The 23,233-nt window shown below is 49.8% G+C and carries 17 protein-coding genes and 1 pseudogene; 14 read left to right on the top strand and 4 right to left on the bottom strand.

The window, feature by feature from the left end:
- Positions 1-10: 10 nt before the first annotated feature.
- From AB3Y96_RS14665 to AB3Y96_RS14655, 3 genes are all read right to left on the bottom strand, one after another.
- Positions 11-169, bottom strand: coding sequence for a hypothetical protein (locus tag AB3Y96_RS14665; RefSeq protein WP_367299551.1), 159 nt, complete (start codon positions 167-169; stop codon positions 11-13).
- Between the two features lie 229 nt (positions 170-398).
- A complete protein-coding gene (bglX, locus tag AB3Y96_RS14660; RefSeq protein ID WP_367299550.1) occupies positions 399-2,717 on the bottom strand; it encodes a beta-glucosidase BglX in 2,319 nt (772 codons plus the stop codon).
- Between the two features lie 140 nt (positions 2,718-2,857).
- Positions 2,858-3,928, bottom strand: coding sequence for a LacI family DNA-binding transcriptional regulator (locus tag AB3Y96_RS14655; RefSeq protein ID WP_367299549.1), 1,071 nt, complete (start codon positions 3,926-3,928; stop codon positions 2,858-2,860).
- A gap of 332 nt (positions 3,929-4,260) precedes the next feature.
- Between AB3Y96_RS14655 and AB3Y96_RS14650 the strand changes: the two genes are divergently transcribed.
- The 8 genes and pseudogenes from AB3Y96_RS14650 to hybE all read left to right on the top strand — a co-directional run bounded on the left by AB3Y96_RS14650 (position 4,261) and on the right by hybE (position 14,523).
- Positions 4,261-5,568 carry an MFS transporter gene (locus tag AB3Y96_RS14650; RefSeq protein ID WP_072309862.1) on the top strand — a complete coding sequence of 436 codons (1,308 nt, stop codon included), beginning with the start codon at positions 4,261-4,263 and terminating at the stop codon, positions 5,566-5,568.
- A 28-nt stretch (positions 5,569-5,596) separates the two neighbouring features.
- A complete protein-coding gene (locus tag AB3Y96_RS14645) occupies positions 5,597-7,960 on the top strand; it encodes a TIM-barrel domain-containing protein (protein WP_367299548.1) in 2,364 nt (787 codons plus the stop codon).
- 558 nt (positions 7,961-8,518) lie between these two features.
- Positions 8,519-9,673, top strand: a complete 1,155-nt coding sequence (hybO, locus tag AB3Y96_RS14640; protein ID WP_040044698.1) for a hydrogenase 2 small subunit — start codon at positions 8,519-8,521, stop codon at positions 9,671-9,673.
- 2 nt (positions 9,674-9,675) lie between these two features.
- Positions 9,676-10,659 (top strand): hydrogenase 2 operon protein HybA, encoded by a 984-nt coding sequence (gene hybA / locus AB3Y96_RS14635; RefSeq protein ID WP_367299547.1) that lies wholly within the window; start codon positions 9,676-9,678, stop codon positions 10,657-10,659.
- Positions 10,652-11,894, top strand: a pseudogene (gene hybB / locus AB3Y96_RS14630) (Ni/Fe-hydrogenase cytochrome b subunit). Before hybA ends, hybB begins: the two are co-directional and overlap by 8 nt.
- Positions 11,836-13,539, top strand: coding sequence for a hydrogenase 2 large subunit (gene hybC, locus AB3Y96_RS14625; RefSeq protein WP_072309866.1), 1,704 nt, complete (start codon positions 11,836-11,838; stop codon positions 13,537-13,539). The pseudogene hybB and the gene hybC overlap by 59 nt, the downstream one beginning before the upstream one ends.
- The gene (locus AB3Y96_RS14620; RefSeq protein ID WP_367299546.1) at positions 13,539-14,033 is read left to right on the top strand and encodes a HyaD/HybD family hydrogenase maturation endopeptidase; all 495 of its coding nucleotides are present in this window, start codon (positions 13,539-13,541) and stop codon (positions 14,031-14,033) included. The genes hybC and AB3Y96_RS14620 overlap by 1 nt, the downstream gene beginning before the upstream one ends.
- Positions 14,023-14,523, top strand: a complete 501-nt coding sequence (hybE, locus tag AB3Y96_RS14615; protein ID WP_072309868.1) for a hydrogenase-2 assembly chaperone — start codon at positions 14,023-14,025, stop codon at positions 14,521-14,523. Before AB3Y96_RS14620 ends, hybE begins: the two co-directional genes overlap by 11 nt.
- A gap of 296 nt (positions 14,524-14,819) precedes the next feature.
- Here hybE and AB3Y96_RS14610 read toward each other — a convergent pair whose 3' ends face one another.
- A complete protein-coding gene (locus AB3Y96_RS14610) occupies positions 14,820-16,286 on the bottom strand; it encodes a C69 family dipeptidase (protein ID WP_367299545.1) in 1,467 nt (488 codons plus the stop codon).
- Positions 16,287-16,600: 314 nt separating this feature from the next.
- Here AB3Y96_RS14610 and AB3Y96_RS14605 point away from each other — a divergent pair, with 314 nt between their 5' ends.
- The 6 genes from AB3Y96_RS14605 (at position 16,601) to glpX (ending at position 23,199) form a co-directional block, all read left to right on the top strand.
- Complete coding sequence (locus tag AB3Y96_RS14605; RefSeq protein WP_367299544.1) at positions 16,601-17,113, top strand: DUF1097 domain-containing protein; 513 nt, start codon at positions 16,601-16,603, stop codon at positions 17,111-17,113.
- Positions 17,114-17,260: 147 nt separating this feature from the next.
- Positions 17,261-18,586 (top strand): isochorismate synthase MenF, encoded by a 1,326-nt coding sequence (gene menF, locus AB3Y96_RS14600; RefSeq protein ID WP_367299543.1) that lies wholly within the window; start codon positions 17,261-17,263, stop codon positions 18,584-18,586.
- A 363-nt stretch (positions 18,587-18,949) separates the two neighbouring features.
- Positions 18,950-19,396 (top strand): PTS sugar transporter subunit IIA, encoded by a 447-nt coding sequence (locus AB3Y96_RS14595; protein ID WP_072309872.1) that lies wholly within the window; start codon positions 18,950-18,952, stop codon positions 19,394-19,396.
- A gap of 91 nt (positions 19,397-19,487) precedes the next feature.
- Positions 19,488-20,918 carry a PTS mannitol transporter subunit IICB gene (locus tag AB3Y96_RS14590; RefSeq protein WP_367299542.1) on the top strand — a complete coding sequence of 477 codons (1,431 nt, stop codon included), beginning with the start codon at positions 19,488-19,490 and terminating at the stop codon, positions 20,916-20,918.
- Between the two features lie 32 nt (positions 20,919-20,950).
- Entirely contained in the window at positions 20,951-22,216 is a 1,266-nt protein-coding gene (locus AB3Y96_RS14585; protein ID WP_367299541.1) for a zinc-binding dehydrogenase, read from the top strand.
- Between the two features lie 11 nt (positions 22,217-22,227).
- A complete protein-coding gene (glpX, locus tag AB3Y96_RS14580; RefSeq protein WP_367299540.1) occupies positions 22,228-23,199 on the top strand; it encodes a class II fructose-bisphosphatase in 972 nt (323 codons plus the stop codon).
- Positions 23,200-23,233 lie beyond the last annotated feature (34 nt).

The raw sequence follows: 23,233 nt of genomic DNA, 5'->3' as shown, positions 1-23,233 counted from the left end.
AAATAAGAAATTACTCAGTGACTGTATAAATAACGTCACAGATAAAGTACGTAACGGTAAAAATGCTCAGAATGGCCCATATGTTAGCCTCTCCCAGCATACTGGCTAATAGCGCCAGCGATAGGCTAAAACCAAACATAATAATCCACGTGATAATTTTGTTAGGCATGACATTCCACCTTTGTTTACGATGTACTCATTGAATACCAGTATGAACCGCAGATGAAATAATGCCAGTTTATAAAGGTTAACTTACATCGGGTAATGTCAGTAAATTTCAATAAATATATTTTATTGCGGTATTAATATCAGGCTATATAAAAGAAATTCATTTGCGGAGAGGAGAGTTAAGCCTCCCCCTGAAAGAAGGAGGCTTAAAGAGGAATTAACCAGAATGTTTAAAGTAACTCAAACTCACCTTTATTCACACGCTGTGAATCGAGGCCGATGAACACGTTAAATTTGCCCGGCTCTGACACATATTTCATCGATGCATTCCAAAACTTCAGCTGTTCGGCATCAATTTTGAAGCTGATGGTTTTCTGTTCGCCAGATTTTAGCGTTACTTTTTCAAAGCCTTTTAGCTCTTTAACAGGGCGACTCATCGACGCTGTTTTATCTTGTAGATAGAGCTGAACCACGGTGGCACCGTCACGTTTGCCGGTGTTTTTTACCGTTACGCTGGCGGTTAAGCTGCCGTCACGCTTCATCACCGGGCTCGACATTTTCACATCGGACACGCTGAAAGTGGTGTAGCTCAGACCATAGCCAAACGGATAAAGCGGGCCGTTGGCGGCATCATAATAATGAGAGGTATATTTCTCTGGTTTCTCAGGATTATACGGGCGGCCCGTATTTAAGTGGCTGTAGTAAATCGGGATCTGACCAACCGAGCGTGGGAAGGACATGGGCAGTTTGCCTGATGGGTTGTAGTCACCAAACAGCACGTCAGCGATGGCGTTACCGCCTTCGGTGCCTGAGAACCAACTTTCTAAAATGGCATCGGCCTGCTGATCTTCTTTCTCAAGCGCCAGTGGGCGGCCATTCATCAGCACCAGTACCAAAGGTTTGCCCGTTTGCTTCAGTGCGGCGATCAGATCGCGTTGGCTTGGCGGAATGGTGATATCGCTGCGGCTCGATGCTTCGTGCGCCATACCTTGAGCTTCACCCACGACGGCGACGATAACATCTGATTTTTTAGCCGTAGCTACCGCCTCATCAATCATAGCCTGCGGCGATCGGGTATCAACGCTCACCGCTTTTTCATACAGATTCAGAAAATCAGTGATCCCCGGATCGTTCGATACGTTGGCACCTTTGGCATATAAAACCTGTGCGTTGCTGCCCACCGCATTGCGCAGACCTTGTAAAACGGTTATCGACTGATCAATCACTCCCGCTGCAGACCAACTGCCCATCACATCACGCTTGCTGTCGGCCAGAGGGCCAATCAGTGCAATAGTGCCTGATTTTTTCAACGGTAGGGTATCCAGACGGTTTTTCAGCAGCACCATGCTTTCACGTGCCACGCTGCGTGCTTCTGGACGATGCAAGCGGCTTTCCGCGTTGGTATCGACCGGATCTGAACCGACAGGCCCTAAGTGGCTGTAAGCATCGTTAAATAGACCCATATCATATTTCACGTTCAGAACATGACGCGCGGCGTCGTCGACTTCTTTTTCGCTCACGCGTCCGCTTTTGACCAAGCCGGGTAAGTACTTGCTGTAGTACTCATCGCTCATGCTCATGTCGATGCCGGATTTCACCGCCACGCGCACGGCATCCTCAGGATCGCTAGCAACGCCGTGCTTAATCAGTTCTTTGATCGCGCCGTGATCGCTGATGGTGATGCCTTTAAAATTCCATTCATCGCGCAGCACGTCTTTTAATAGCCAACTGTTGGACGTTGCCGGTGTGCCGTTAATCGAATTGAGTGACACCATAACGCCGCCGCTGCCTGCGTCTAGCGCGGCTTTGTACGGTGGCATGTAGTCTTGGAACAAACGCTGCGGGCTCATGTCCACGCTGTTGTAATCGCGTCCGCCTTCCACTGCGCCATACGCGGCGAAGTGTTTCACGCTGGTCATGACCGAATGACGATCTGCTGGGTTGTTACCCTGCATGGCTTCAACCATTAAACGGCCCATTTCAGAGGTCAGATAGGTGTCTTCACCGAAGCCCTCTGATGTGCGCCCCCAGCGCGGATCGCGGGTGATATCGACCATCGGTGCCCACGTCATGTTTAGCCCATCTTCGCTGGCTTCATAGGCTGAAATACGGCCAACGGTGGTGACTGCATCGCGATCCCAACTCGATGCTAAACCGAGGCTGATAGGGAAAACGGTACGCTGGCCGTGAACTACGTCATAGGCGAAGAACAGAGGGATTTTCAGGCGGCTGAGCTGCATGGCCTGATCCTGCATTTTACGAATATCTTGGCGAGTTACGGTGTTAAAAATAGCCCCGACCTGACCCTGTTTGATCATCTCGCGAATGGCTTCTTTAGGATTGTCTGGCCCCACGCTGATAAGACGCATTTGGCCTATTTTTTCATCCAGCGTCATTTTGCTTAGCAGATCGGTTACGAAAGCATCACGCGCCTGTGTGGATTGCGGTTTCACCATTGGGTGAACGGGTTGGGTTGTCTCTGCGTGAACAGGAGACAGAGTAGTTGCAATCAGTCCTGCGACCAGACTGAGCGAGCAAAGCCATTTCATCGCGGAATTTTCTCTCGTATTGGCTGCTAAGCAGCGGATGGAAGTGAGCACAGTTTGCCACAGGCTTTATTAGCATACCCTTCATATTTAAGGGGATGCCTAAAATAATAGTGAATAAACTCAAGGCAGAACGGGGCGCTTTAACCATAAACCCCGTCTTTTTGCACCAATGCCTGATTTTGGCTGGTTCGGATGCGTCGGACCGAGTCTCGTGCCACCAGCGTTCCGTTCAACAATAAGTTGCCAATCGGTGTGTTTGGCTGCATGAGTCGCCGTTGGAGCATGCGCACCGCTTCCTCGCCTAATTCGTCTCTAGGTACGTGAACCGAAGTGAGCGGGATATCGTGGATAGCAGCCAGATTGAATCCGTCCATGCTCATCACCGAAATATCCTGAGGTACGCGCAATCCTGCTTTTAATAGGGCATTGACGGCGCCGACCGCCATATAGTCTCCTCCGGCGAGGATGGCGGTTGGACGATGTTCGGCAGGACAATGCTCAAGAAACTGAGCAACGGCGAGTTCTGCATCTGCGGCACCAAAACTTGGCGCGGTGAGTAGGGCATCGTCGCTATTAAACGGAAGATTATGTGCTTGATAGGCTTCACGAATACCGGCTAAGCGCAGCTCCATGGTATAGCGGCGCAGGCAAAGCAAATGCAAAACATGTCGATGGCCTTGCTCAAAGAGGTAGTTTGCAGAAAACTCGCCGATGGTTTGATGGTCGGGCGCAATACCGGGCAGACGCATTTTGCGATCGCGACAGTTGATAAGAATACACGGTTTGCCTAAGTCTGCGGCGAGAGAGTGAATATAGGGATCGTCAATGCCAATCAGCATGGCGGCTTCGGTAGCGGGCTCGTTCATTTTTTGCAGGAAGAGGGCGACATCACTGTCATTCTCCTCCAAACAACAATAGCGCAGTCGGACCTCGTGAGGTTCCAACGCTTGAGCAATTCCTTGGATCACCTTGTAGTAAAAGATGTCAGACCGCACGTCAAATGCACGCTGGGGCGCAAACACCACCAGTCCGTTAAGCAGCATTCTCCCCGTCGAGATCTCATCTAAGACCCCCTGCTGGCGCGCCGAGGCTAAAACACGCCGTTTAGCCGCTTCACTGGTATTCGATTTCCCTGATAGAACGCGCGAGACCGTGCTGATAGAAAGCCCCGTTTGGGCGGCGATTTCGCGGATTTTTAGCTTTCCGTTCATTTTGTGATCTCGTTCAAATTCGAAAATGACAAAATTTTCATAAGCCAATAATCGCCACACAACGGGAGTTTTTGACCGAAAACAGTGAATTCCAAGAGTCGCATGAAAATCTTTGCAAAAAAGTGCGTATCCCCACGTTTTTAACTTCTTTACTCTCAATTGGTCGACCAATTACAAGCGTTATCTTGGTCACAAAAATGGATAATTAAATTAAAAATCAAATATATAGTCATAAATAGCGATATTCTTATTGGTAAGACACATTTCAAAAAGCTCTATACCAACGATGTGTTCGGCCGACGGCATATTGCTACTGCGACCAGGGGATCACCATGAGTCTTGATATGAATCAACCGGCTGTGGCTGTAAAGGAAAAACGCAAGATTAAGAATCTACGCTGGTGGATGTTAGCGCTGTTCCTGCTGGGGGTGACGGTCAACTACATCACGCGTAACTCGCTAGGGATTTTGGCACCAGAGCTGAAAACCAGCCTAGGGATGACCACCGAACAGTATTCGTGGATTGTGGGTGCCTTTCAGATTGCCTATACCGTGTTTCAACCGCTGTGCGGCTGGCTTATCGACGTGATCGGCCTGAAGATTGGATTTCTGATTTGCGCGGGGATTTGGGCGTTAATGTGTATGCTCCATGCGGGAGCCGGCAGTTGGATGCAGCTCGCGATTCTGCGCTTCTTTATGGGCGGCGCGGAAGCCGCGGCAACGCCAGCCAATGCCAAAACTATCGGTGAATGGTTCCCGAAAAAAGAGCGCCCAATTGCGGCGGGCTGGGCTGGCGTCGGGTTCTCGATTGGCGCAATGCTGGCGCCGCCGATTATCGTGGTTGCCCATGTTTCATTTGGCTGGCAGGGCGCATTTATGTTCTCTGGCGTTCTGGCCATGCTGTGGGTGGTGCTGTGGTGGCTGTTCTACCACAATCCAGAACAACACCCGAATTTAAGCAAATCTGAGCTGGAATATATCAAGCAGGATAATGAACCTGCGTCGGTTAAGTTACCGTTCCTCAAAGCATTAGCCACGGTATCTAAAAATAAACGCTTCTATGGTATCGCCATTCCAGCCTTTATGGCTGAACCGGCATGGGCCGTGCTGAGTTTTTGGGTTCCGCTCTATTTAGCTAACGAACGTGGCATGGATCTTAAACAGATTGCGATGTTTGCTTGGCTACCGTTCTTGGCAGCAGATTTAGGCAGCGTAGCCAGCGGATACCTCACGCGGATTTACGCCAAAGTCTTTGGCACCTCTCGCGTCAACTCTATCGTAGCCAGCTCGGTAACCGGTGCGTTCCTGATGATCTCACTGGCGCTGGTGGCTATCACCAAAGACCCCTACATCACCATTGCGTTGATTTCCGTTGGCGGCTTTGGTCATCAGGTCATTTCCTGCATGTTGAGCGCCTTGGTGGTTGAATCATTCGATAAAGGCCAAATGGCCACCGTGAACGGGATGCGTGGTTCCTTTGCGTGGATCGCCAGTTTCTTGTTCTCACTGCTGATTGGCGTGACCGCCGACAAAATCGGCTACAACCCGCTCTTTATCGCCATGGGCTTCTTTGACCTGATTGGCGCCGTATTCCTGATTGCTTTTATTGCCGAACGTCGTCAGAAGCCACGTCAGGCCTGATCCTTTAAATTTTTGGAAGAATAACACAATGAAAACGTTGAAAAACTGGATCCTAAATCGCCAAGCAGCCGATCACGTTGAGTTAAAAGTCGATGGTCAGCATTTATTCCGCATCTACATTTTAGAATCAGGGCTGTTCCGCGTGCTGATAAAGCAGCGCGGTGAACTGGCGCTGAACCGTACGTGGAGTATTGCCCCGCAAACGGATGTGCCTTGGGAGGGGCGTGACCGTGAAAGCACCGAGGGTTTCACACTGCCAGCTTTTGAGCTGGTACAGCGTGATAATGAACTGTCTATTTGCACTGACAAAATGCGGGTGACGGTACACCAACCGCTGTGGCTAGAGTGGGAATATTGTAGCGATGCCGGTGAATGGCTGCCGTTGGCGGCAGACCGCCCAACCAGCGCTTATCTTCTCAATGCGCACGGTGACGGCGTGGCCCATTATCAGCGTCGTTTCCCAACCGAAAGCTACTACGGCTTGGGCGAAAAAGCAGGCGATCTTAACCGTACCGGTGGGCGCTATGAAATGCGCAATTTGGATGCGATGGGCTACAACGCAGCGTCAACCGATCCGCTGTATAAGCACATTCCATTTACGATTACGCGTAAAGCAGACGTTAGCTTCGGCCTGTTTTATGACAACCTCACCAGCACCATGCTGGACCTAGGCAATGAGCTGGATAACTACCATTTAGCCTACCGCCGCTATCAGGCGGAAGCCGGTGACTTAGACTATTACATGTTTGTTGGGCCCAAGGTTCTGGACGTCACCAAAGCCTTTGTGCGACTGACCGGTAAAACATTTTTCGGACCAAAGTGGAGCCTTGGCTATAGCGGCTCCACCATGCACTACACCGATGCGCCGGATGCGCAAAATCAGCTGATGAAGTTTATCGAGCTGTGCCGTGAGCACGATATTCCGTGCGACTCATTCCAGCTGTCATCGGGTTATACCTCAATTAACAACAAGCGCTATGTGTTTAACTGGAACTACGACAAAGTGCCTCAGCCAAAGGTGATGTCGCAGGCTTTCCTCGACGCAGGGATCAAACTGGCAGCGAATATCAAACCATGTTTGTTGCAGGATCACCCTAAGTATCAGGAAGTGGCGCAGCAGGGATTATTCATCCGTGATTCAGAAGCGGACTGCGCTGAGCGCTCGGTGTTCTGGGATGACGAAGGTTCCCACCTTGATTTCACTAATCCAGCCACGGTGAAGTGGTGGCAAGACAACGTAACCCAGCAACTGTTAGAAATGGGTATTGGCTCGACGTGGAACGATAATAACGAATATGAAGTCTGGGACGGCGAGGCGCGCTGTCATGGGTTTGGTCAGGAAATCGCGATTAAACAGATCCGACCGGTAATGCCGTTGTTGATGATGCGAGCTTCTTTAGAGGCGCAGCAGCGTTTTGCCCCTAAGCAGCGTCCTTATTTGATCTCACGCTCCGGCTGCGCAGGCATGCAGCGCTATGTCCAAACGTGGAGCGGCGACAACCGAACTAGCTGGCAGACTTTGCGTTACAACACGCGTATGGGCGTGGGGATGAGTCTGTCTGGCTTATATAATGTGGGTCATGATGTCGGTGGATTCTCCGGCGACAAACCAGATGCCGAGCTGCTTGTGCGCTGGGTTCAAAACGGCGTGATGCACCCACGCTTTACTATTCACTCGTGGAACGACGATCACACGGTGAATGAACCATGGATGTATCCGGCGGTGACACCGGCTATTCGTGATGCCATCGTGCTGCGCTATCGTCTACTGCCGTATTTTTATACTTTGCTGTGGCAGGCGAGTGAAAACGATGAGCCGATGCTGCGTCCGACCTTCCTCGATCATGAAAATGATGCGGCGACCTTCGCAGAAACCGACGATTTTATGTTGGGTAAGGATTTGCTGGTGGCGAGCGTGGTGGAGCAAGGGCAGCGCCAGCGTGACATCTATCTGCCTGCCAACGAAAGCGGTTGGTATAATTTCTACACCGGGCAGTGGTTTAGCGGCGGTCAGACAATCGCCGTGGAGGCTCCTCTAGAGCGCTTGCCGCTGATGGTGCGCGCTGGGGCGATGCTACCGTTGTCAGGACGTACCGCATTCGTAGATTCTGCTGCGGATGATTCTCGTGAATTGATGCTGTTCCCACCGATGGGTAAAGGTAGCGATCGCGGCATGTTGTTTGATGACGATGGTGAAACCTATGCTTGGCGAGAAGGGCAGGCCCTGTGGCTGAATTGGGAGATCGCGACTGATAACCAACGTATCGACGTAACGTTTACCCACAAAGGTGATTTCCAGCCGGCGTGGAAGGAAATCGTTATCCGTCTACCACAAAGCGAACAGCGTAAGCTGTATGTGAACGGCGTGCAGTGCACAAGCTTTAGCCTTTAAGTCAGCTTAAACCCTACCCCACCTTAGCTCATACCCCACCCTAACCCTCCCTTTCACAGGGGAGGGAACCGTTCGATGATGTTTGTAAGATCCTCGATCTGCTCCACCCCCCGCGAAGGGGGAGGCTGGGAGGGGGTCTTGCTAACTCGTTGCTAAAGTGAAGCTGGCAGGGTAAATGCTAATTCCGCGCTGCTGCTTAAATAATTATTTAACTAAATAATAGAACCAAATAAATAGAACTAAATGAATTTAATTTATTTAATTCTGACTTAATGGCATTAATACAAACCACTCTCATTTAGCTATTTCTCTAAATTAAGAAAACTCGTACGAAAGTAATCTCGAAACCTATATTTTCAATTCCTGAAAATAATAATATTGTGGAATATTTGTGCTATTTAATTTCCGCTGAATCGGTTTTATTCACATTATTCGTATTGACCTTCCACTAATCCTTCTCAACTTGATAAAGATCAACCACAACCAGTAGGGTTAATCCTTAGCATTTCACTACCTAAGCATTCCGCCAGACGAATGCGCATCTAAGGAATACTACGAATGGCTGAGGATAACTTTCTATCCGCTCACGGTGTGAACCGTCGTGACTTCATGAAGTTGTGTGCGGGTATGGCCGCTACACTAGGGCTAAGTTCCAATGCGGCAGCAGAAATGGCTGCGGCAATCACAAATCCACAGAGACCACCCGTTATCTGGATTGGCGCTCAAGAATGTACCGGCTGTACTGAGTCTCTGTTGCGTGCCACGCACCCAACAATTGAGAACCTGATCCTCAATACTATTTCACTCGAATATCATGAGGTGCTGTCAGCGGCCTTCGGACATCAAGCCGAAGAGAATAAACATAACGCGATGAAGCGTTATAAAGGCAAATATGTTCTGGTTGTTGATGGCTCCATTCCGTTAAAAGACGGTGGCGTTTATTGCATGGTCGCCGGTGAGCCTATTGTCGATCATATTCGTCGCGCCGCGGCCGATGCGGCAGCGGTTATCGCTATTGGTTCCTGCGCTGCATGGGGCGGTGTCCCTGCCACCGGAGGCAACCCAACCGGCGCGGTCAGCCTTGAAGAAGCCATCGGCAAACCGGTCATCAACATCCCTGGTTGCCCGCCAAACCCGCATAACTTCCTGACCACCGTGGTGTATTACATCACCTACGGCAAGCTGCCTGAGCTAGACAGCAAGCATCGTCCGCTGTTTGCCTATGAACGTTTAATTCACGAAAACTGCGAACGTCGTCCTCATTTTGATGCGGGTCGTTTTGCCAAAGAATTTGGCGATTACGGTCATCGTCAAGGTTGGTGTTTGTATCATCTAGGCTGTAAAGGCCCTGAGACTTACGGCAACTGCTCAACGTTAGAATTCTGTGATATTGGCGGCGGTATCTGGCCTGTGGGCATTGGTCATCCGTGCTACGGCTGTAACGAGCAGGGCGTCGGCTTCACGAAAGGAATTTTCCAACTGGCGAACGTTGAAAATCCAACGCCGCGTGTGGACAAACCCGGCGTGGCTAACCGCGAAGGTGGGCATATTTCACCAACGGCGACCGGTCTGATTGGCGGTGCTTTGGGGATCCTGATTGGGGTCAGCTTGATGACGGTACGTGAGCTTGGTCGCCAGCAAAAGCGCCATGAGTCGGAGCGCCAAAACGCTGAGAAAAGCCACGCTGAGCACCATGATTCACGGGGGGAATAACCGTGAACAGAAGAAACTTTATTAAGTTTGCCTCTGCGGGGGCGCTGGCAGCGGGCACGGTAACATCAAGTACCGCGCAGGCGGCGGTGGAAAACAAACCGCCGATCCCCGGTGCGGTCGGCATGCTGTATGACTCAACGCTGTGCGTAGGTTGCCAAGCCTGCGTGGCCGAGTGTCAGAAGCTGAATAAAAACCAGATCAATCCTAACGGGCCACAAACGTGGTCTAACAACGATAAATTAACGCCTTACACCAACAACATCATTCAGGTGTGGCAAGACGGTAGCGGCGTTAATAAAGATCAGGTCGAAAACGGCTACGCCTATATCAAGAAACAGTGCATGCACTGCGTAGACCCTAACTGTGTGTCGGTGTGTCCGGTACAGGCGCTGAAGAAAGATCCCAAAACTGGCATTGTGCATTACGACCCAGACGTCTGTACGGGCTGTCGTTACTGCATGGTGGGATGTCCATTCGACATTCCTAAATATGATTATCACAACCCGTTTGGTGAGATTCATAAGTGCCAGCTCTGCGACCAGAAAGGGCTTGAGCGCATTACTAAAGGCCAACTGCCGGGCTGCGTCGAGGTTTGCCCAACCGGTGCGGTAATCTTTGGTACGCGTGACGATCTGTTGGCTGAGGCCAAAAAGCGTCTAGCGGCAAAACCGGGGGCTGAATATGCCTATCCGCGTCAAACCCTGAACGGTGGTGATAACTATCTGCATCCGCTCGCCAAGTATCAGCCGTATGTCTACGGCGAAAAAGAGGGCGGAGGAACGCAGGTATTAGTGCTGGCGGGGGTGCCGTATGAAAACTTAGGCATGCCAAAACTGGCTGAACTCTCAACCGGCGCACGCTCTGAGCACATTCAGCACACTGTTTACAAAGGCATGATCTTGCCGCTGGTGGTTCTGACGGGGCTATCTGTGTTGATTCGTCGTAACACCAAAAACCACCATGATGGAGATGATGATCATGAGTGAACATAAAGCCAGTCCGTTAGGTGGTCGCCTCGTTAGTTGGCCTGTGATGGTGATGGCACCCTTTGTGGTGCTATGCGGCATTTTTATCCTCAAACGTTTGATCTTCGGGATTGGTTCGGTTGCCGACCTGAACGGAGGTTATCCGTGGGGGCTGTGGATCTCATTCGACCTGCTGATTGGTACAGGTTTTGCCTGTGGCGGTTGGGCGCTAGCGTGGGCGGTGTATGTTTTCAACCGAGGTGAATATCACCCGCTGGTTCGTCCGGCGCTGTTGGCGAGCCTGTTCGGTTATTCGTTAGGGGGATTATCAATCACCATTGACGTGGGCCGTTACTGGAACCTGCCTTATTTCTATCTGCCAGGACACTTCAATACCTCGTCGGTGCTGTTTGAAACCGCGGTCTGTATGACGGTGTATATCGGCGTGATGGCGCTGGAGTTTGCGCCCGTCGTGCTGGAGAAATTTGGTTGGAAAGTGCCGATGAAGTGGCTGAATAAAATCATGTTCTTCATTCTGGCGCTCGGCGCTCTGCTGCCAACCATGCACCAATCTTCAATGGGATCGCTGATGATTGCTGCGGGGAATAAAATCCATCCGCTGTGGCAAAGCTACGAGCTACTGCCGGTGTTCTCGTTGCTCACGGCATTCATTATGGGCTTCTCCATCGTGGTGTTCGAAGGTTCACTGGTACAGGCCGGGTTAGCCGGTAAAGGCCCGAATGAAAAGCCGCTGTTCTACCGGCTGACGCAGGTTATCGATATTTTCCTAATCCTGTTTGTCGCGCTGCGCTTTGCGGAAATTGTACTGCGTGATAAGTCAGAGTACCTCTCACAGTGGAACCGTTACTCCATTTCATTCTGGTGCGAAATTGGACTGATGCTCTTCCCGCTGCTGGTATTCCATTGGGATAGATTCCGCCGTGATTCGCGCATGCTGTTCCTTGGCGCGCTAAGCATGCTGCTGGGCGCCGCGCTGTGGCGTATGAACTACTCTCTGCTGGCGTTCAATCCGGGCAATGGTTATCACTATTTCCCAACGTCAGAAGAAATTCTGATTTCAGTCGGCTTTGTGGCGATTGAAGTCTGTGCCTATTTGTTGCTAATCCGGATTTTACCGGTGTTGCCATCGCTTGAACGCGTACATAAAGATTATCAGGCCCGAGGGAAAGCTAAAGTATGAGCCAACGTATTACTATCGACCCGATCACCCGTATCGAGGGCCACCTGCGCATTGACTGCGAAATTGAAAACGGCAAAGTCACCAAGGCTTGGTCATCCGGCACCATGTGGCGCGGGATGGAAGAGATTGTCAAAGGTAACGACCCGCGCGATGCGTGGATGATCGTCCAGCGCATTTGTGGCGTTTGTACCACTATCCACGCCATTGCGTCGGTGCGTGCGGTGGAAAATGCGATCGGTGCTGAAGTGCCGGTGAATGCGCAGCATATCCGTAACTTGATCGTGGCCGCCCACAGCATCCACGACCATATCGTGCATTTTTACCAGCTATCGGCGCTGGACTGGGTGGATATCACCTCCGCGCTGAACGCCGATCCCAAAAAATGCGAAGCCATGCTGAAAGGTGTTTCAACGTGGTCGCTGAATAGCTCGGAAGAGTTTGCCAAGGTACAGCAGAAAATCCGCGATCTGGTCGCCAGCGGTCAACTGGGTATTTTCGCCAACGGCTATTGGGGCCACAAGGCGATGAAACTATCGCCGGAAGTGAATCTGATTGCGGTTGCCCACTATCTGCAAGCGCTTGAATGTCAGCGCGATGCCAACCGCGTGGTGGCGATTTTGGGCGGAAAATCCCCACATATCCAAAATTTGGCCGTGGGTGGCGTGGCTAACCCGATCAATCTGGATGCGCCAAGCGTGCTGAATCTGGAACGTTTGATGTATGTGAAGATGTTTATTGAACGTCTGGGCGAGTTCATTGAGCAGGTTTACAAAGTGGACGCGGCAATTATTGCGGCAAACTATCCAGAATGGCTGTCGTTGGGCGAAGGCGCGAAGCACTATTTAAGCGTGCCAGAGCTGCCAACCGATGCCAAAGGCGGCAGCTTCCTGCTGCCAGGTGGCTATATTGAAAATGGTGACATGGCTAACTATCGCCCCATCACCAGCCATCAGGACGAATGGTTGATCGACGGTATTGCCGAAAGCTGCAAACACTCTTGGTATAAAGACGATGCGATCTTAAAACCTTGGGAAGGCAAAACCGAACCGAACTACACCGGCTGGCAGGATGAGGGTAAATACTCATGGGTGAAATCCCCAACCTTCTACGGCAAAGTGGTGGAAGTTGGCCCACTGGCCGATCTGCTAGTCAAACTGGCGGCTAAGCATCCTGATACCGTAAAACACTTCAACGAAGTGAACGGTCTGTATAAAACGCTGAATGGCAAAGCATTACAAACCGAGCAGTTGCATTCCACCATGGGACGCATCATTGGCCGTGCGGTTCGCTGTTGCGTACTGAAAGATACCCTGCTGCAACAATGGCAGGCGCTGATCGACAATATCGGCACAGGCGATCACGTAGCCTTTATCAAGCCTGAAATTTTGGCAGATAAAGAGTATCGCGGCGTCGGCTTTGAAGAAGCACCGCGCGGTATGCTTTCGCATTGGATCGTGATTAAAGGCGGCAAGATCGAAAACTATCAGGCGGTGGTGCCTTCCACATGGAACTCTGGCCCGCGTAACACCAACGACGAGCCGGGTCCGTATGAGCAAGCGCTCATCGGCACGCCTATCGAGGATATCGAAAAGCCGTTGGAAGTGGTGCGCACCGTGCACTCTTTTGACCCATGCATGTCTTGCGCGGTGCACGTGGTGGATACGCGCGGTGGTGAAGTCACCAAGGTTAAGGTGTTGTGATGAATACGCTGATCTTAGGTATTGGTAACCTATTGCTCAGCGATGAGGCGGTTGGCGTACGCATCGTTGAGCGCCTAGAACGCGATTACCGTTTTCCTGAAGGCGTTGAGCTGATGGATGGCGGAACCGCGGGCATGGAGCTCATGGAGTACATGGCCAGCCGCGATCATCTGATTGTGGCTGATGCGGTACTCAGCGATAGCGCGCCCGGCAGCGTCATCACGCTATGTGACGATGAAGTTCCGGCGTTTTTTAGCCGGAAAATTTCACCGCACCAGCTAGGGCTGTGCGACGTGCTGTCTGCGTTACATCTCACCGATGAGTTTCCACAGCGTTTAACGCTGGTGGGCGTGGTGCCAGAGTCTCTGGAGCCGCATATTGGTCTGACGCCGGCGATTGAGGCGGCGATCCCTGTAGCCATGGATCGCATTGTTCAACTTCTGCGTAACGATGGATGCCAAATAGAGCATAAAGGAGCGGTGCATGCCTTCTGAACATGATTTGACCGCTATCGGCGCTGATGAATTTTGGGGCTTTGAGCAAAATCCAACCGATCTTTTGATAGAGCAATATCAACAGATTGCGCAGGACGAGATGGCGACGTTGCCGTTCTATCGTGCCGAAATGCCGATCGTAGTTGAGATGCAGCAGTATGAAGGGCAGTGGCTCGGCACGGTATTAACGCCGTGGATGCTGAGCGTGGTGATTTTGCCGGGGCCGGATCAGGTCTGGTCTTTGCGCAAACTCGGTGAGCGGATTGCGCTTTCTCTGCCGCGCGGCGACATGACGTTTATGGTTGGCGAATTGCCTAAAACCGGTCAGCTGCTGTCTTGCTCATTGATGTCGCCGATTGAATCGCATATCAGCGCAGATGAAGGCAAGGCTTTGGTGACGGATACGTTGAAGATGCTGCTGTCGTTGCCGGTGCAGGATAGCAGTGCGAGTGTAAACCTGTCTCGACGTGCATTGTTTGGTAAGTCATAAGTCTAAATCATAAGCTCAACGCTTTTAGTCGGAATTAAAAGCCATAAAGGCGCGATAAAAGTCGTCGTGTTATTACATTGCTGAATCTGAATTTATCGGGTTCAGCATTTTTTTTACCACTACTTATCGCCAGTCGAACGCCGGGGATAAAAATGTTATCCACGTACGCCTTACCCCCAAGAGATGATGGAAATTATTAAAGAGGGCTATTCGTTTAGGCGGTGAATGAAAGCGAAAGCATGGCCGGAAACCATCGATAAGCCTCCGGCCATGACTATTCGTTGCTCACGCGGCTGTTATGCGCCTTCGAAGTGATACTTCATATCGGTATCGTGGGTCATTTGCGTCATGACATGGCGGGTAAGCTGTTCTGTCAGGCTAAGCGCATCCTGCATCACTTTATCTTCAAACGTTTGCAGAACCTTTTGCGCCTGCTGTGGCTGAGACTGATAGAGTTTCAGATACTCTTTTTCCATCGCCGTTTGCTGAACCGCGGTATTTTTCTCAAATTGGGCATAGGCCTTTTCCACTTCAGGCGCATAGGCGTTGTAGTTTTGCATCACGAGCGTTTGCAGCTGGCGATATTTCCAGCTCACCGAATCATCGCTGAATTTGTCGGTGCCTTTGTCATAGCCAGCAAGATAATGTTCCATCCCTTGGTAGTAAGGAACATACACGCTGAGCGACGGCATTCCGATGGCAACATAGGCCACTTCACCAATCGCTTTAGGAAGTTTTGGACGCACCTGAAGCACGTGAGACTCTTGGGTTCGAAATACGGAAATAGGGCGATAAGCCTCTTTGGGATTGTTGTTGGCATACGGATCGTGTGCGGTTCCCTGATAGTGGTTACGCAGCGCGGCTTGAACATCGGCAACGGAAATTTTATGCGCGGGTTTCAAAAATACCGGGAACGCGGTGCCATCGGTGATGGTGGTTTTCAGCTCTGGATTGAACATGTGCTGCACTGTCCAAACACGCGGATAGTTGTAGGTGATATCGTTTTCAACGTCTTGTGAATAGGCCTTATGGAAGTCAAACTCGCCGTCTTTGAGATTGTATAAATCGTGCTGTTCGGCAAAGCTTATCAGCGTTTTCGACCCCAGATAGTTGGCTTTATCTTCAGGGTTATAGCTTCTTAAGCGCCCCTGATTAGCTGAAACAAAGTATTGGTCGCGCGGCAATTTGGCGGCCATCCACTGGTGACCGCTGCCGGTTTCTAAATACCAAACTTCATGTTCGTCGACAAAAGCTACGCCAAACCCTTCGCCTGCGCCTTTTTCTTCAATGATTTTGCCCAGCAGTTCTGCTCCTTCACGAGCGCTATGGATCCTCGGCAGGATCACGTTTTCGATAGCGTCTTCGGTAATGCCGGTTTTCTCAACGTAGGGATCAAACTTAAGCACCTGCTGACCGTTATAGATGGTTTCCGTGGCGGTCATCCCAACGCCCGCCTCGTTAAAACCGACTTCGCCCATAGATAAATCGTTGGTATCAAAATCTGATATTGCGCTATAGCGCAGCGAGGTTTCCGGCAATGGATAGGTAAAGTCGTTGGCGTGGGACTTGAATTCCCCTTTTTGGTGTTCAACCCGAGGATGAATCAGGAAGTGTTTCGGGTTATTGGCGGAATAGTCTTCATTGCGCGCGACGATAAAAGAGCCGTCGCTTGAGGCTTCATTGCCGACCAAAATGGTGGTACATGCCATCGCGGGCGGAACGAGCAGGGCTGGAATGACGGCGGAGAGAATGCGTTTTTTCATTGGAATAGCCTTTCGTCATGCGTGAGAGAAATTTTTTAGGCTTTTAACCTATGCCTCTGATTTTGATATGACAATGAAAGGGCGTGATTATATCGGATGATAGCTGTCTGCTTTTATGGCCATATTGGCCGGTAAAGTGTCCATTATCGTGAGGTTCCACGCCGTAAGGTGGCGAAAAAAACAGCTTTATTTGTGATTAAAATCACAATAAAATGTAATCATACAAACACGTCACTTTGTATTTGTGATGCTAGTCAACGAATATCCTGTTCCCATCGTTAAACTACTTTTTTTGAATACGTGAGATTTCCATCATGAATGTTTTGGTTGCTATTGCCATCACCACCGGCATCCTTTCTGGCATTTGGGGCTGGGTTGCCGTGAGCCTTGGCCTGCTAAGCTGGGCGGGTTTTCTCGGTTGTACTGCCTATTTCGCCTGTCCGCAGGGCGGCTTGAAAGGTTTTGGCATCAGCCTGTGCACGCTGCTCAGCGGTGTATTCTGGGCCGAAGTGATCATTTATGGTGGGGCTCTACGACCAGAGTGGACGATCCTAGGCTACGTACTGACCGGGATCGTGGCTTTTCTGATGTGTATTCAGGCGCAGCAACGCTGGCTAGCGTTCGTACCCGGTACCTTTATCGGCGCGTGCGCAACCTTCGCTGCAAACGGCGATTGGAAGATGGTGGTTCCTTCGCTGTTAGTCGGCTTAGTCTTTGGCTACGCGATGAAAAACAGCGGATTGTGGCTGGCGGCACGTAAGCAACGTCAGGCAGATCGGCAAAAAGTGGAAACACAGACAGAGCCGGCAAGCCCAGAAGTTCATTAATCCGCGCTTTTTTCCCTTCAAATGTTAACAGCTGGCGGGTTTTTCACCATTTACTCGCTGGCTGCGCCGATAACTCTTCTGGTTGCTTTCCTTCTTATTAATCCACCGTATAATTCCACACTTCTTCTTAAGCCGCCCGAGGTTGTCGTGGTTCATCTTTCCGTCCTGGTAGAACGCATCATTCCTTTGTTACGCCAAGCCGCTGCCGAGCAATCGGGGCTGGTACGTATTGCGCTGCCTTGCAGTTTGAAAGATGGAACACAAATGTTGGAGTGGTTGGCGTCGCAGCCGCTGTTTCCACAATTTTACTGGCGACACCGCGATGGCGCAGAAGAAGCCGCGGTGTGTGGTGCGGTGCGCACGTTTACCGACGCCGAGCAGGCGCAGAAATTTGTTCAAGAAAATGGCTGTCCTGAGCTCCGCATTTGGGGGCTAAACGCGTTCGGTCAGGTGGAGTGGGATGGTTACGGCACGATTAACAGCCTGCTGTTTTTGCCGCGCATTGCGCTGATGCGTCATGCCGGTAAGGCTGAGCTGGTGGTGTACCTGTACGGTGAATCATCGCTGGATCAAGATCTGGAACTCGCGCTGCGTGATTTAGCGGCGCTGTGCGCTATTCAGCCATTGCCAACCTTACACACTGACGTTCTCGCCGCGCATCATCAGCCCGATCATGATGCTTGGTGTGATTTACTCAATAATGCGCTGGCTGAAATTGAGCGCAAAGCATTTGAAAAAGTGGTGCTGGCACGTCGTACCACGTTAAAACTTTCGCTACCGCTGCGTGCCGCACAATTTTTAGCGGCAAGCCGCGCCGTGAACCACCGTTGCTATCATTTCATGCTGGCGTTAGCGCCAGAGCGGGCGTTTTTAGGTTCATCGCCGGAAAGATTATATCGTCGCCAAAGCCTATCGCTGGAAACAGAAGCTTTGGCCGGCACCGTTGCCAGCGGCAATAGTGATGCGCAAGCGCAAGAAAATGCGCAGTGGCTGATGTCAGATCGAAAAAACCAGCATGAAAACTTATTGGTGGTGGATGATATTTGTCAGCGTTTGCAGGGCGGGGCGCAAGCTCTCGATGTGATGCCTGCTGAAGTCATCCGTTTGCGTAAGGTCCAGCATTTGCGTCGGCCAATCCATGCCACGCTGATGCAGTCTAACGATGCTGATTGCCTACGCCGTTTGCAGCCGACCGCAGCGGTGGCAGGATTACCGCGTGAACCCGCGCGCCAATTTATCATGCAGGATGAGCCTTTTGACCGTGGCTGGTATGCGGGCTCGGCAGGCTATTTGGCACAGGATCAGGCTGAGTTTGCCGTGGCATTGCGATCGGCGTTAATTGAACATGATTATATTCATCTTTATGCCGGAGCGGGCATCGTGGCGGGTTCAGATCCCGAGCAAGAGTGGTTAGAGATTGAAAACAAAGCAGCGGGTTTGAGAACGCTGCTGGAAAGCGATATTTCGCTGTAATTAAGCAACAAATTATATTGAAGGCTAAAGATTGACGTCAATTTTTGGCCTTTTTTATTTTTATGATGATATCTTTCCCATGTTATTTCTTATGCAATAGTATAAGTGTGAAACTCATCACTAAATTAAACATTGTTACTCGATTTTATAATTGGAACTTGGTTCACAAAAGGTATATTGATTTGTTATTTTATAATCTAACTGTAATTTTCTTACCATAGTATTTGAGAGTGTCATAACAAAATACCGGCAAATTATCTATTTACTGAGAGCTAGATCTAATTTTTCATTCTCTTTTTCCCATTTTATATTTAGCGTAATTTCTTCCCATCAGATATTTGTGATTAATATTGAGGGGGAAGTATGTCTGGTCTTATTTCTTTTTTTCCTGAGAATGCGTTTCACGTTGTTGATTCTGTTGATGATTGGCGTCATGCCATTGATATCGTTACCGCTCCCTTAACGGCAAGCCATAGGATTGAAGCTAGATACTGCACGGCGATTAAAACGGCCACTCAAGAATTAGGTCCCTATTATGTATTAGGCGCCGGCGTGGCAATGCCTCATGCAAGACCAGAAGAGGGCGTTATTGATACGGCACTTTCGATGGTTTTAGTGAGAGGTGGCGTAGATTTTGGCACAGGGACAGAAAAGGTCACTATATTAATTTGTTTGGCCGCTAAAGATGCAGACTCGCATATATATGCTATCCAGGCATTATGCGAAATATTAAGCGATGGTGAGGTTATCAATGAAATAAACAATGCGTGCGATGCATTGGCATTACAGGAAATAATAAAAAGATATTAATTTTTCATCATAATTAAAGTTGAAATATAATTGATGTGTAAAAATATTTTTTAAATCGTAGTATATAAATAACCTAGCTAAGGAATGTCTAATGACTGAAAGATCTCTGCGCGCCAGAGTGCAATACTTTGGTGGGTTTTTAACTGCAATGGTAATCCCCAATATTGGTGCTTTTATTGCCTGGGGATTTATTACTGCGCTATTTATTCCAACAGGATGGGTGCCCAATGTGCATTTTGGTGCAATGGTTGACCCGATGATCACCTATTTATTGCCATTACTTATTGGCTATACCGGTGGGCAATTGATCGGTGGCAAACGTGGTGGCGTTATGGGTGCCATCGGTACCATGGGGGTTATTATTGGCGCGAGTATCCCAATGTTTATTGGCGCAATGGTATTAGGCCCGTTGGGTGGCTGGATTATTCGTGAATTTGATAAACGCATTGAAGGAAGGATCCCCGCTGGATTTGAGATGGTAGTGAATAACTTCTCACTGGGGATCTTGGGGATGATCCTCGCACTGCTGGCGTATGAGATTATTGGCCCAGCGGTAATGTACGCCAACAACGTGGTTAAGTCTGGGATTGAAGCCTTGGTATCAACCGGTTTTTTACCTTTACTGTCGGTAATTAATGAGCCAGCTAAGGTACTCTTCCTTAATAATGCTATCGACCAGGGCGTGTATTATCCGCTTGGTATGCAAGATACCGCGAAAACCGGTAAATCTATTTATTTTATGGTGGCATCTAATCCCGGTCCCGGTTTAGGCATGTTGTTGGCGTTTGCACTATTTGGCAAAGGGATGAGTAAACGTTCTGCGCCTGGCGCTATGATTATTCATTTTCTCGGCGGAATTCATGAACTCTATTTTCCCTATGTCTTAATGAAACCATTGATGATTTTGGCCATGATTGGTGGAGGAATGTGTGGGATTTTTGTTTTTGATTTAATGAATGCGGGTTTGGTTGCGGGGCCTAGTCCGGGGTCAATCTTTGCGTATCTTGCTTTGACTCCACGCGGTGGGTTTATGGCTACCTGTGCCGGGGTATTAGCTGGAACCGTCGCTTCATTTTTAATTGCTTCACTGATCTTAAAACTAGAGCGCAAGGTTGAAGAAGATGAAGACTTCACCGTTTCGCAGCAGGTATTGCAACAAATGAAGCAAGAGGGTAAAGCAGGCGAGCATGTATCAGCGCCAGCTGCCGATAATACTATTCATTTTATTGCATTTGCTTGCGATGCGGGAATGGGCTCAAGTGCCATGGGGGCAACGACCTTCCGTAAGCGAATTGAAAAAGCAGGACTGGATATTATTGTTAAACATTTCTCGATAGAAAATGTTCCGCCAGATGCTGATTTGGTGGTGGTACATAGCAGCCTTGAAGATCGTGCAAAAATGATCGTGAAACAGCCACTGTTGGTGATTAAAAACTATTTAGGTGACGTTAAGCTTGATCGGTTACTGGATGATTTGACTCATTCGAAACGCGATATTTCGCCTTTATTACAACCAGAATAAAAACGACTAAAGCACACCGCTGGAGATTAATTATGGATACCAAGGCTGCCGCTATTTATGGCAAAAATGATGTCAGAATTCGGGAATTTACCCTTCCTAAAATAAGCCCAGACGAACTGTTAGTTAAAGTTATTTCGGATAGCGTTTGTTTATCAACGTATAAAGCCGCATTGTTAGGGAGTGAGCATAAACGCGTACCTAATGATATAGAACAACATCCAGCCATTACGGGGCATGAATGTGCAGGGATTATTGTTGAGGTAGGCGATAATTTAAATGGAAAATATCAAATTGGGGATAAATTTGTTTTGCAACCAGCTATGGGGCTGCCGAGTGGATATTCCGCTGGCTATAGCTACGAATACTTCGGCGGCAATGCAACCTATATGATTATTCCAAAAGTTGCCATCGATCTCGGGTGCGTTCTGCCTTATTCCGGTGATTATTTTGCCGTGGCATCGCTGGCTGAACCGATGTGCTGCATTATTGGTGCATTTCACGCTAATTTTCATACCACACCCTATGTTTATGAGCACCGGATGGGGATCGTCGCCGGTGGAAATTTAGCGCTGCTCGCTTGTGCGGGGCCAATGGGGTTGGGCGCTATCGATTATGCGATCCACGGGCCTGTAAAACCGGGGCGTATCGTCGTGACCGATATTGATGAGGCGCGATTGGCGAGAGCAAAAGCATTGTTACCGCCTTCCTTGGCACTGCAACAGGGAATCGAACTTATTTACCTTAACGTGGCGGATTGTCTTGATCCTCAGGCAAGGCTGATGGATATCAGCTCAGGTCGTGGCTATGACGATGTATTTGTTTTTGCCGCCGTTGAGCCGGTGGTGGAAATGGCGGGTCGTGTGCTGGCTGAAGATGGTTGCTTGAACTTTTTTGCAGGGCCAACCAATTCGGCTTTTACTGTGCCTCTGAATTTTTATGATGTGCATTACAACGGCACTCACGTGGTTGGCACATCGGGTGGCTCTACCGACGATATGGTTGAGGCCTTAGCCCTCTCATCATCAGGAGTGCTGGATCCTTCTTATATGGTCACCCATATCGGTGGTTTAGATGCGGTTCCTAAGACCGTGTTGGAATTGCCGCATATACCGGGTGGTAAGAAACTGATCTATAACCATATTTCATTGCCTTTAACCGCCATTGATGATTTTAACAAGCGGGGAGAAACCGAGCCGCTGTTTGCGGAATTGGCGAAACGTGTACAGCCAACTCATGGCGTATGGAACGCTCAGGCTGAAGCTTATTTGCTCGCATACTTCAACGCTGAAGCGATGTGAGGGAGGTTGTCATGGAACAATTGGCTTACGGTGTTTTACGCGCCACGGAGCAGGCCGCACTGGCTGCATGGCCCTTAATCGGCTGCGGAGATAAAAACCAAATTGATGGCGAAGCGGTATCGGCAATGCGTCAGAGTTTGAATCAGATGCCCATGCGGGGACGCATTGTGATTGGTGAGGGGGAAATCGATCGCGCGCCGATGCTATACATTGGCGAGGCGCTGGGCCTAGGGACGGGGCGGGAGATTGATATCGCGGTAGATCCCATCGAAGGGACACGTATGGTCTCGGTAGGGCAGCATAACGCACTTTCTGTTTTGGCGTTCGCGCCCTATGGTTGCTTATTACATGCGCCGGATATGTATATGCGTAAGCTGGCAGTCTGTCCTGACGCTAAGGGGGTTATCGACCTTAACCACACACTGGAAGAGAATTTACGTGCTGTCGCTGAAAAGTTGGCTAAGCCACTATCGCAATTGCAAGTGGTGATATTGGATAAACCAAGGCACCGTGACGATATCCAACGGCTCAATCGACTAGGCGTGAAGGTTAGCGTATTACCCGATGGCGACGTGGCAGGCAGCATTATGCTATGCCAACCGGATTCTGGGTTGGATGTGATGTACACCGTTGGTGGTGCGCCAGAAGGCGTGCTTTCCGCCTGTGCGGTGAAGGTGATGGGAGGCGATATGCAAGCGATGCTGATTGACAGTGTTGAAGCGAAAGGTGGGAGTGCCAATAATCAAGAGATTGCGCAGCAAGAACGGCAACGTTGTGCACAAATGGGCGTTGAGGTTGACCGCGTTTACACCCTAAATCAAATGGTCCATACTGACGAAATTCTTTTTTCGGCCACCGGCGTCACTAAAGGGGATTTAACCGAAGGCGTGCGAAAAATAGAGGGGAAATTACAAACGCAAACTCTCTTTTTAAACGGTATGGATAAAACGCAGCGCTTAATAAATACACTTTATGAAAGGTAAGTTGTTAGCCACATCGCCAACGGTTATTTGGGGT

The organism is Hafnia alvei (assembly GCF_964063325.1).
Taxonomy (GTDB): Bacteria; Pseudomonadota; Gammaproteobacteria; order Enterobacterales; family Enterobacteriaceae; genus Hafnia; species Hafnia alvei_B.
Note: the sequence above shows the minus strand (reverse complement) of the source record. Positions and strands in the feature narration are given on the sequence as shown.

Excerpts from the sequence above, each read along its gene's own strand:
- AB3Y96_RS14605 (WP_367299544.1), top strand. The coding sequence starts at position 16,601 with ATGAATGTTTTGGTTGCTATTGCCATCACCACCGGCATCCTTTCTGGC.
- AB3Y96_RS14655 (WP_367299549.1), bottom strand. The coding sequence starts at position 3,928 with ATGAACGGAAAGCTAAAAATCCGCGAAATCGCCGCCCAAACGGGGCTT.
- AB3Y96_RS14590 (WP_367299542.1), top strand. The coding sequence starts at position 19,488 with ATGACTGAAAGATCTCTGCGCGCCAGAGTGCAATACTTTGGTGGGTTT.
- bglX (WP_367299550.1), bottom strand. The coding sequence starts at position 2,717 with ATGAAATGGCTTTGCTCGCTCAGTCTGGTCGCAGGACTGATTGCAACT.
- AB3Y96_RS14610 (WP_367299545.1), bottom strand. The coding sequence starts at position 16,286 with ATGAAAAAACGCATTCTCTCCGCCGTCATTCCAGCCCTGCTCGTTCCG.
- hybO (WP_040044698.1), top strand. The coding sequence starts at position 8,519 with ATGGCTGAGGATAACTTTCTATCCGCTCACGGTGTGAACCGTCGTGAC.
- AB3Y96_RS14665 (WP_367299551.1), bottom strand. The coding sequence starts at position 169 with ATGCCTAACAAAATTATCACGTGGATTATTATGTTTGGTTTTAGCCTA.
- AB3Y96_RS14620 (WP_367299546.1), top strand. The coding sequence starts at position 13,539 with ATGAATACGCTGATCTTAGGTATTGGTAACCTATTGCTCAGCGATGAG.
- glpX (WP_367299540.1), top strand. The coding sequence starts at position 22,228 with ATGGAACAATTGGCTTACGGTGTTTTACGCGCCACGGAGCAGGCCGCA.
- AB3Y96_RS14595 (WP_072309872.1), top strand. The coding sequence starts at position 18,950 with ATGTCTGGTCTTATTTCTTTTTTTCCTGAGAATGCGTTTCACGTTGTT.
- hybC (WP_072309866.1), top strand. The coding sequence starts at position 11,836 with ATGAGCCAACGTATTACTATCGACCCGATCACCCGTATCGAGGGCCAC.
- AB3Y96_RS14585 (WP_367299541.1), top strand. The coding sequence starts at position 20,951 with ATGGATACCAAGGCTGCCGCTATTTATGGCAAAAATGATGTCAGAATT.
- AB3Y96_RS14645 (WP_367299548.1), top strand. The coding sequence starts at position 5,597 with ATGAAAACGTTGAAAAACTGGATCCTAAATCGCCAAGCAGCCGATCAC.
- AB3Y96_RS14650 (WP_072309862.1), top strand. The coding sequence starts at position 4,261 with ATGAGTCTTGATATGAATCAACCGGCTGTGGCTGTAAAGGAAAAACGC.
- hybE (WP_072309868.1), top strand. The coding sequence starts at position 14,023 with ATGCCTTCTGAACATGATTTGACCGCTATCGGCGCTGATGAATTTTGG.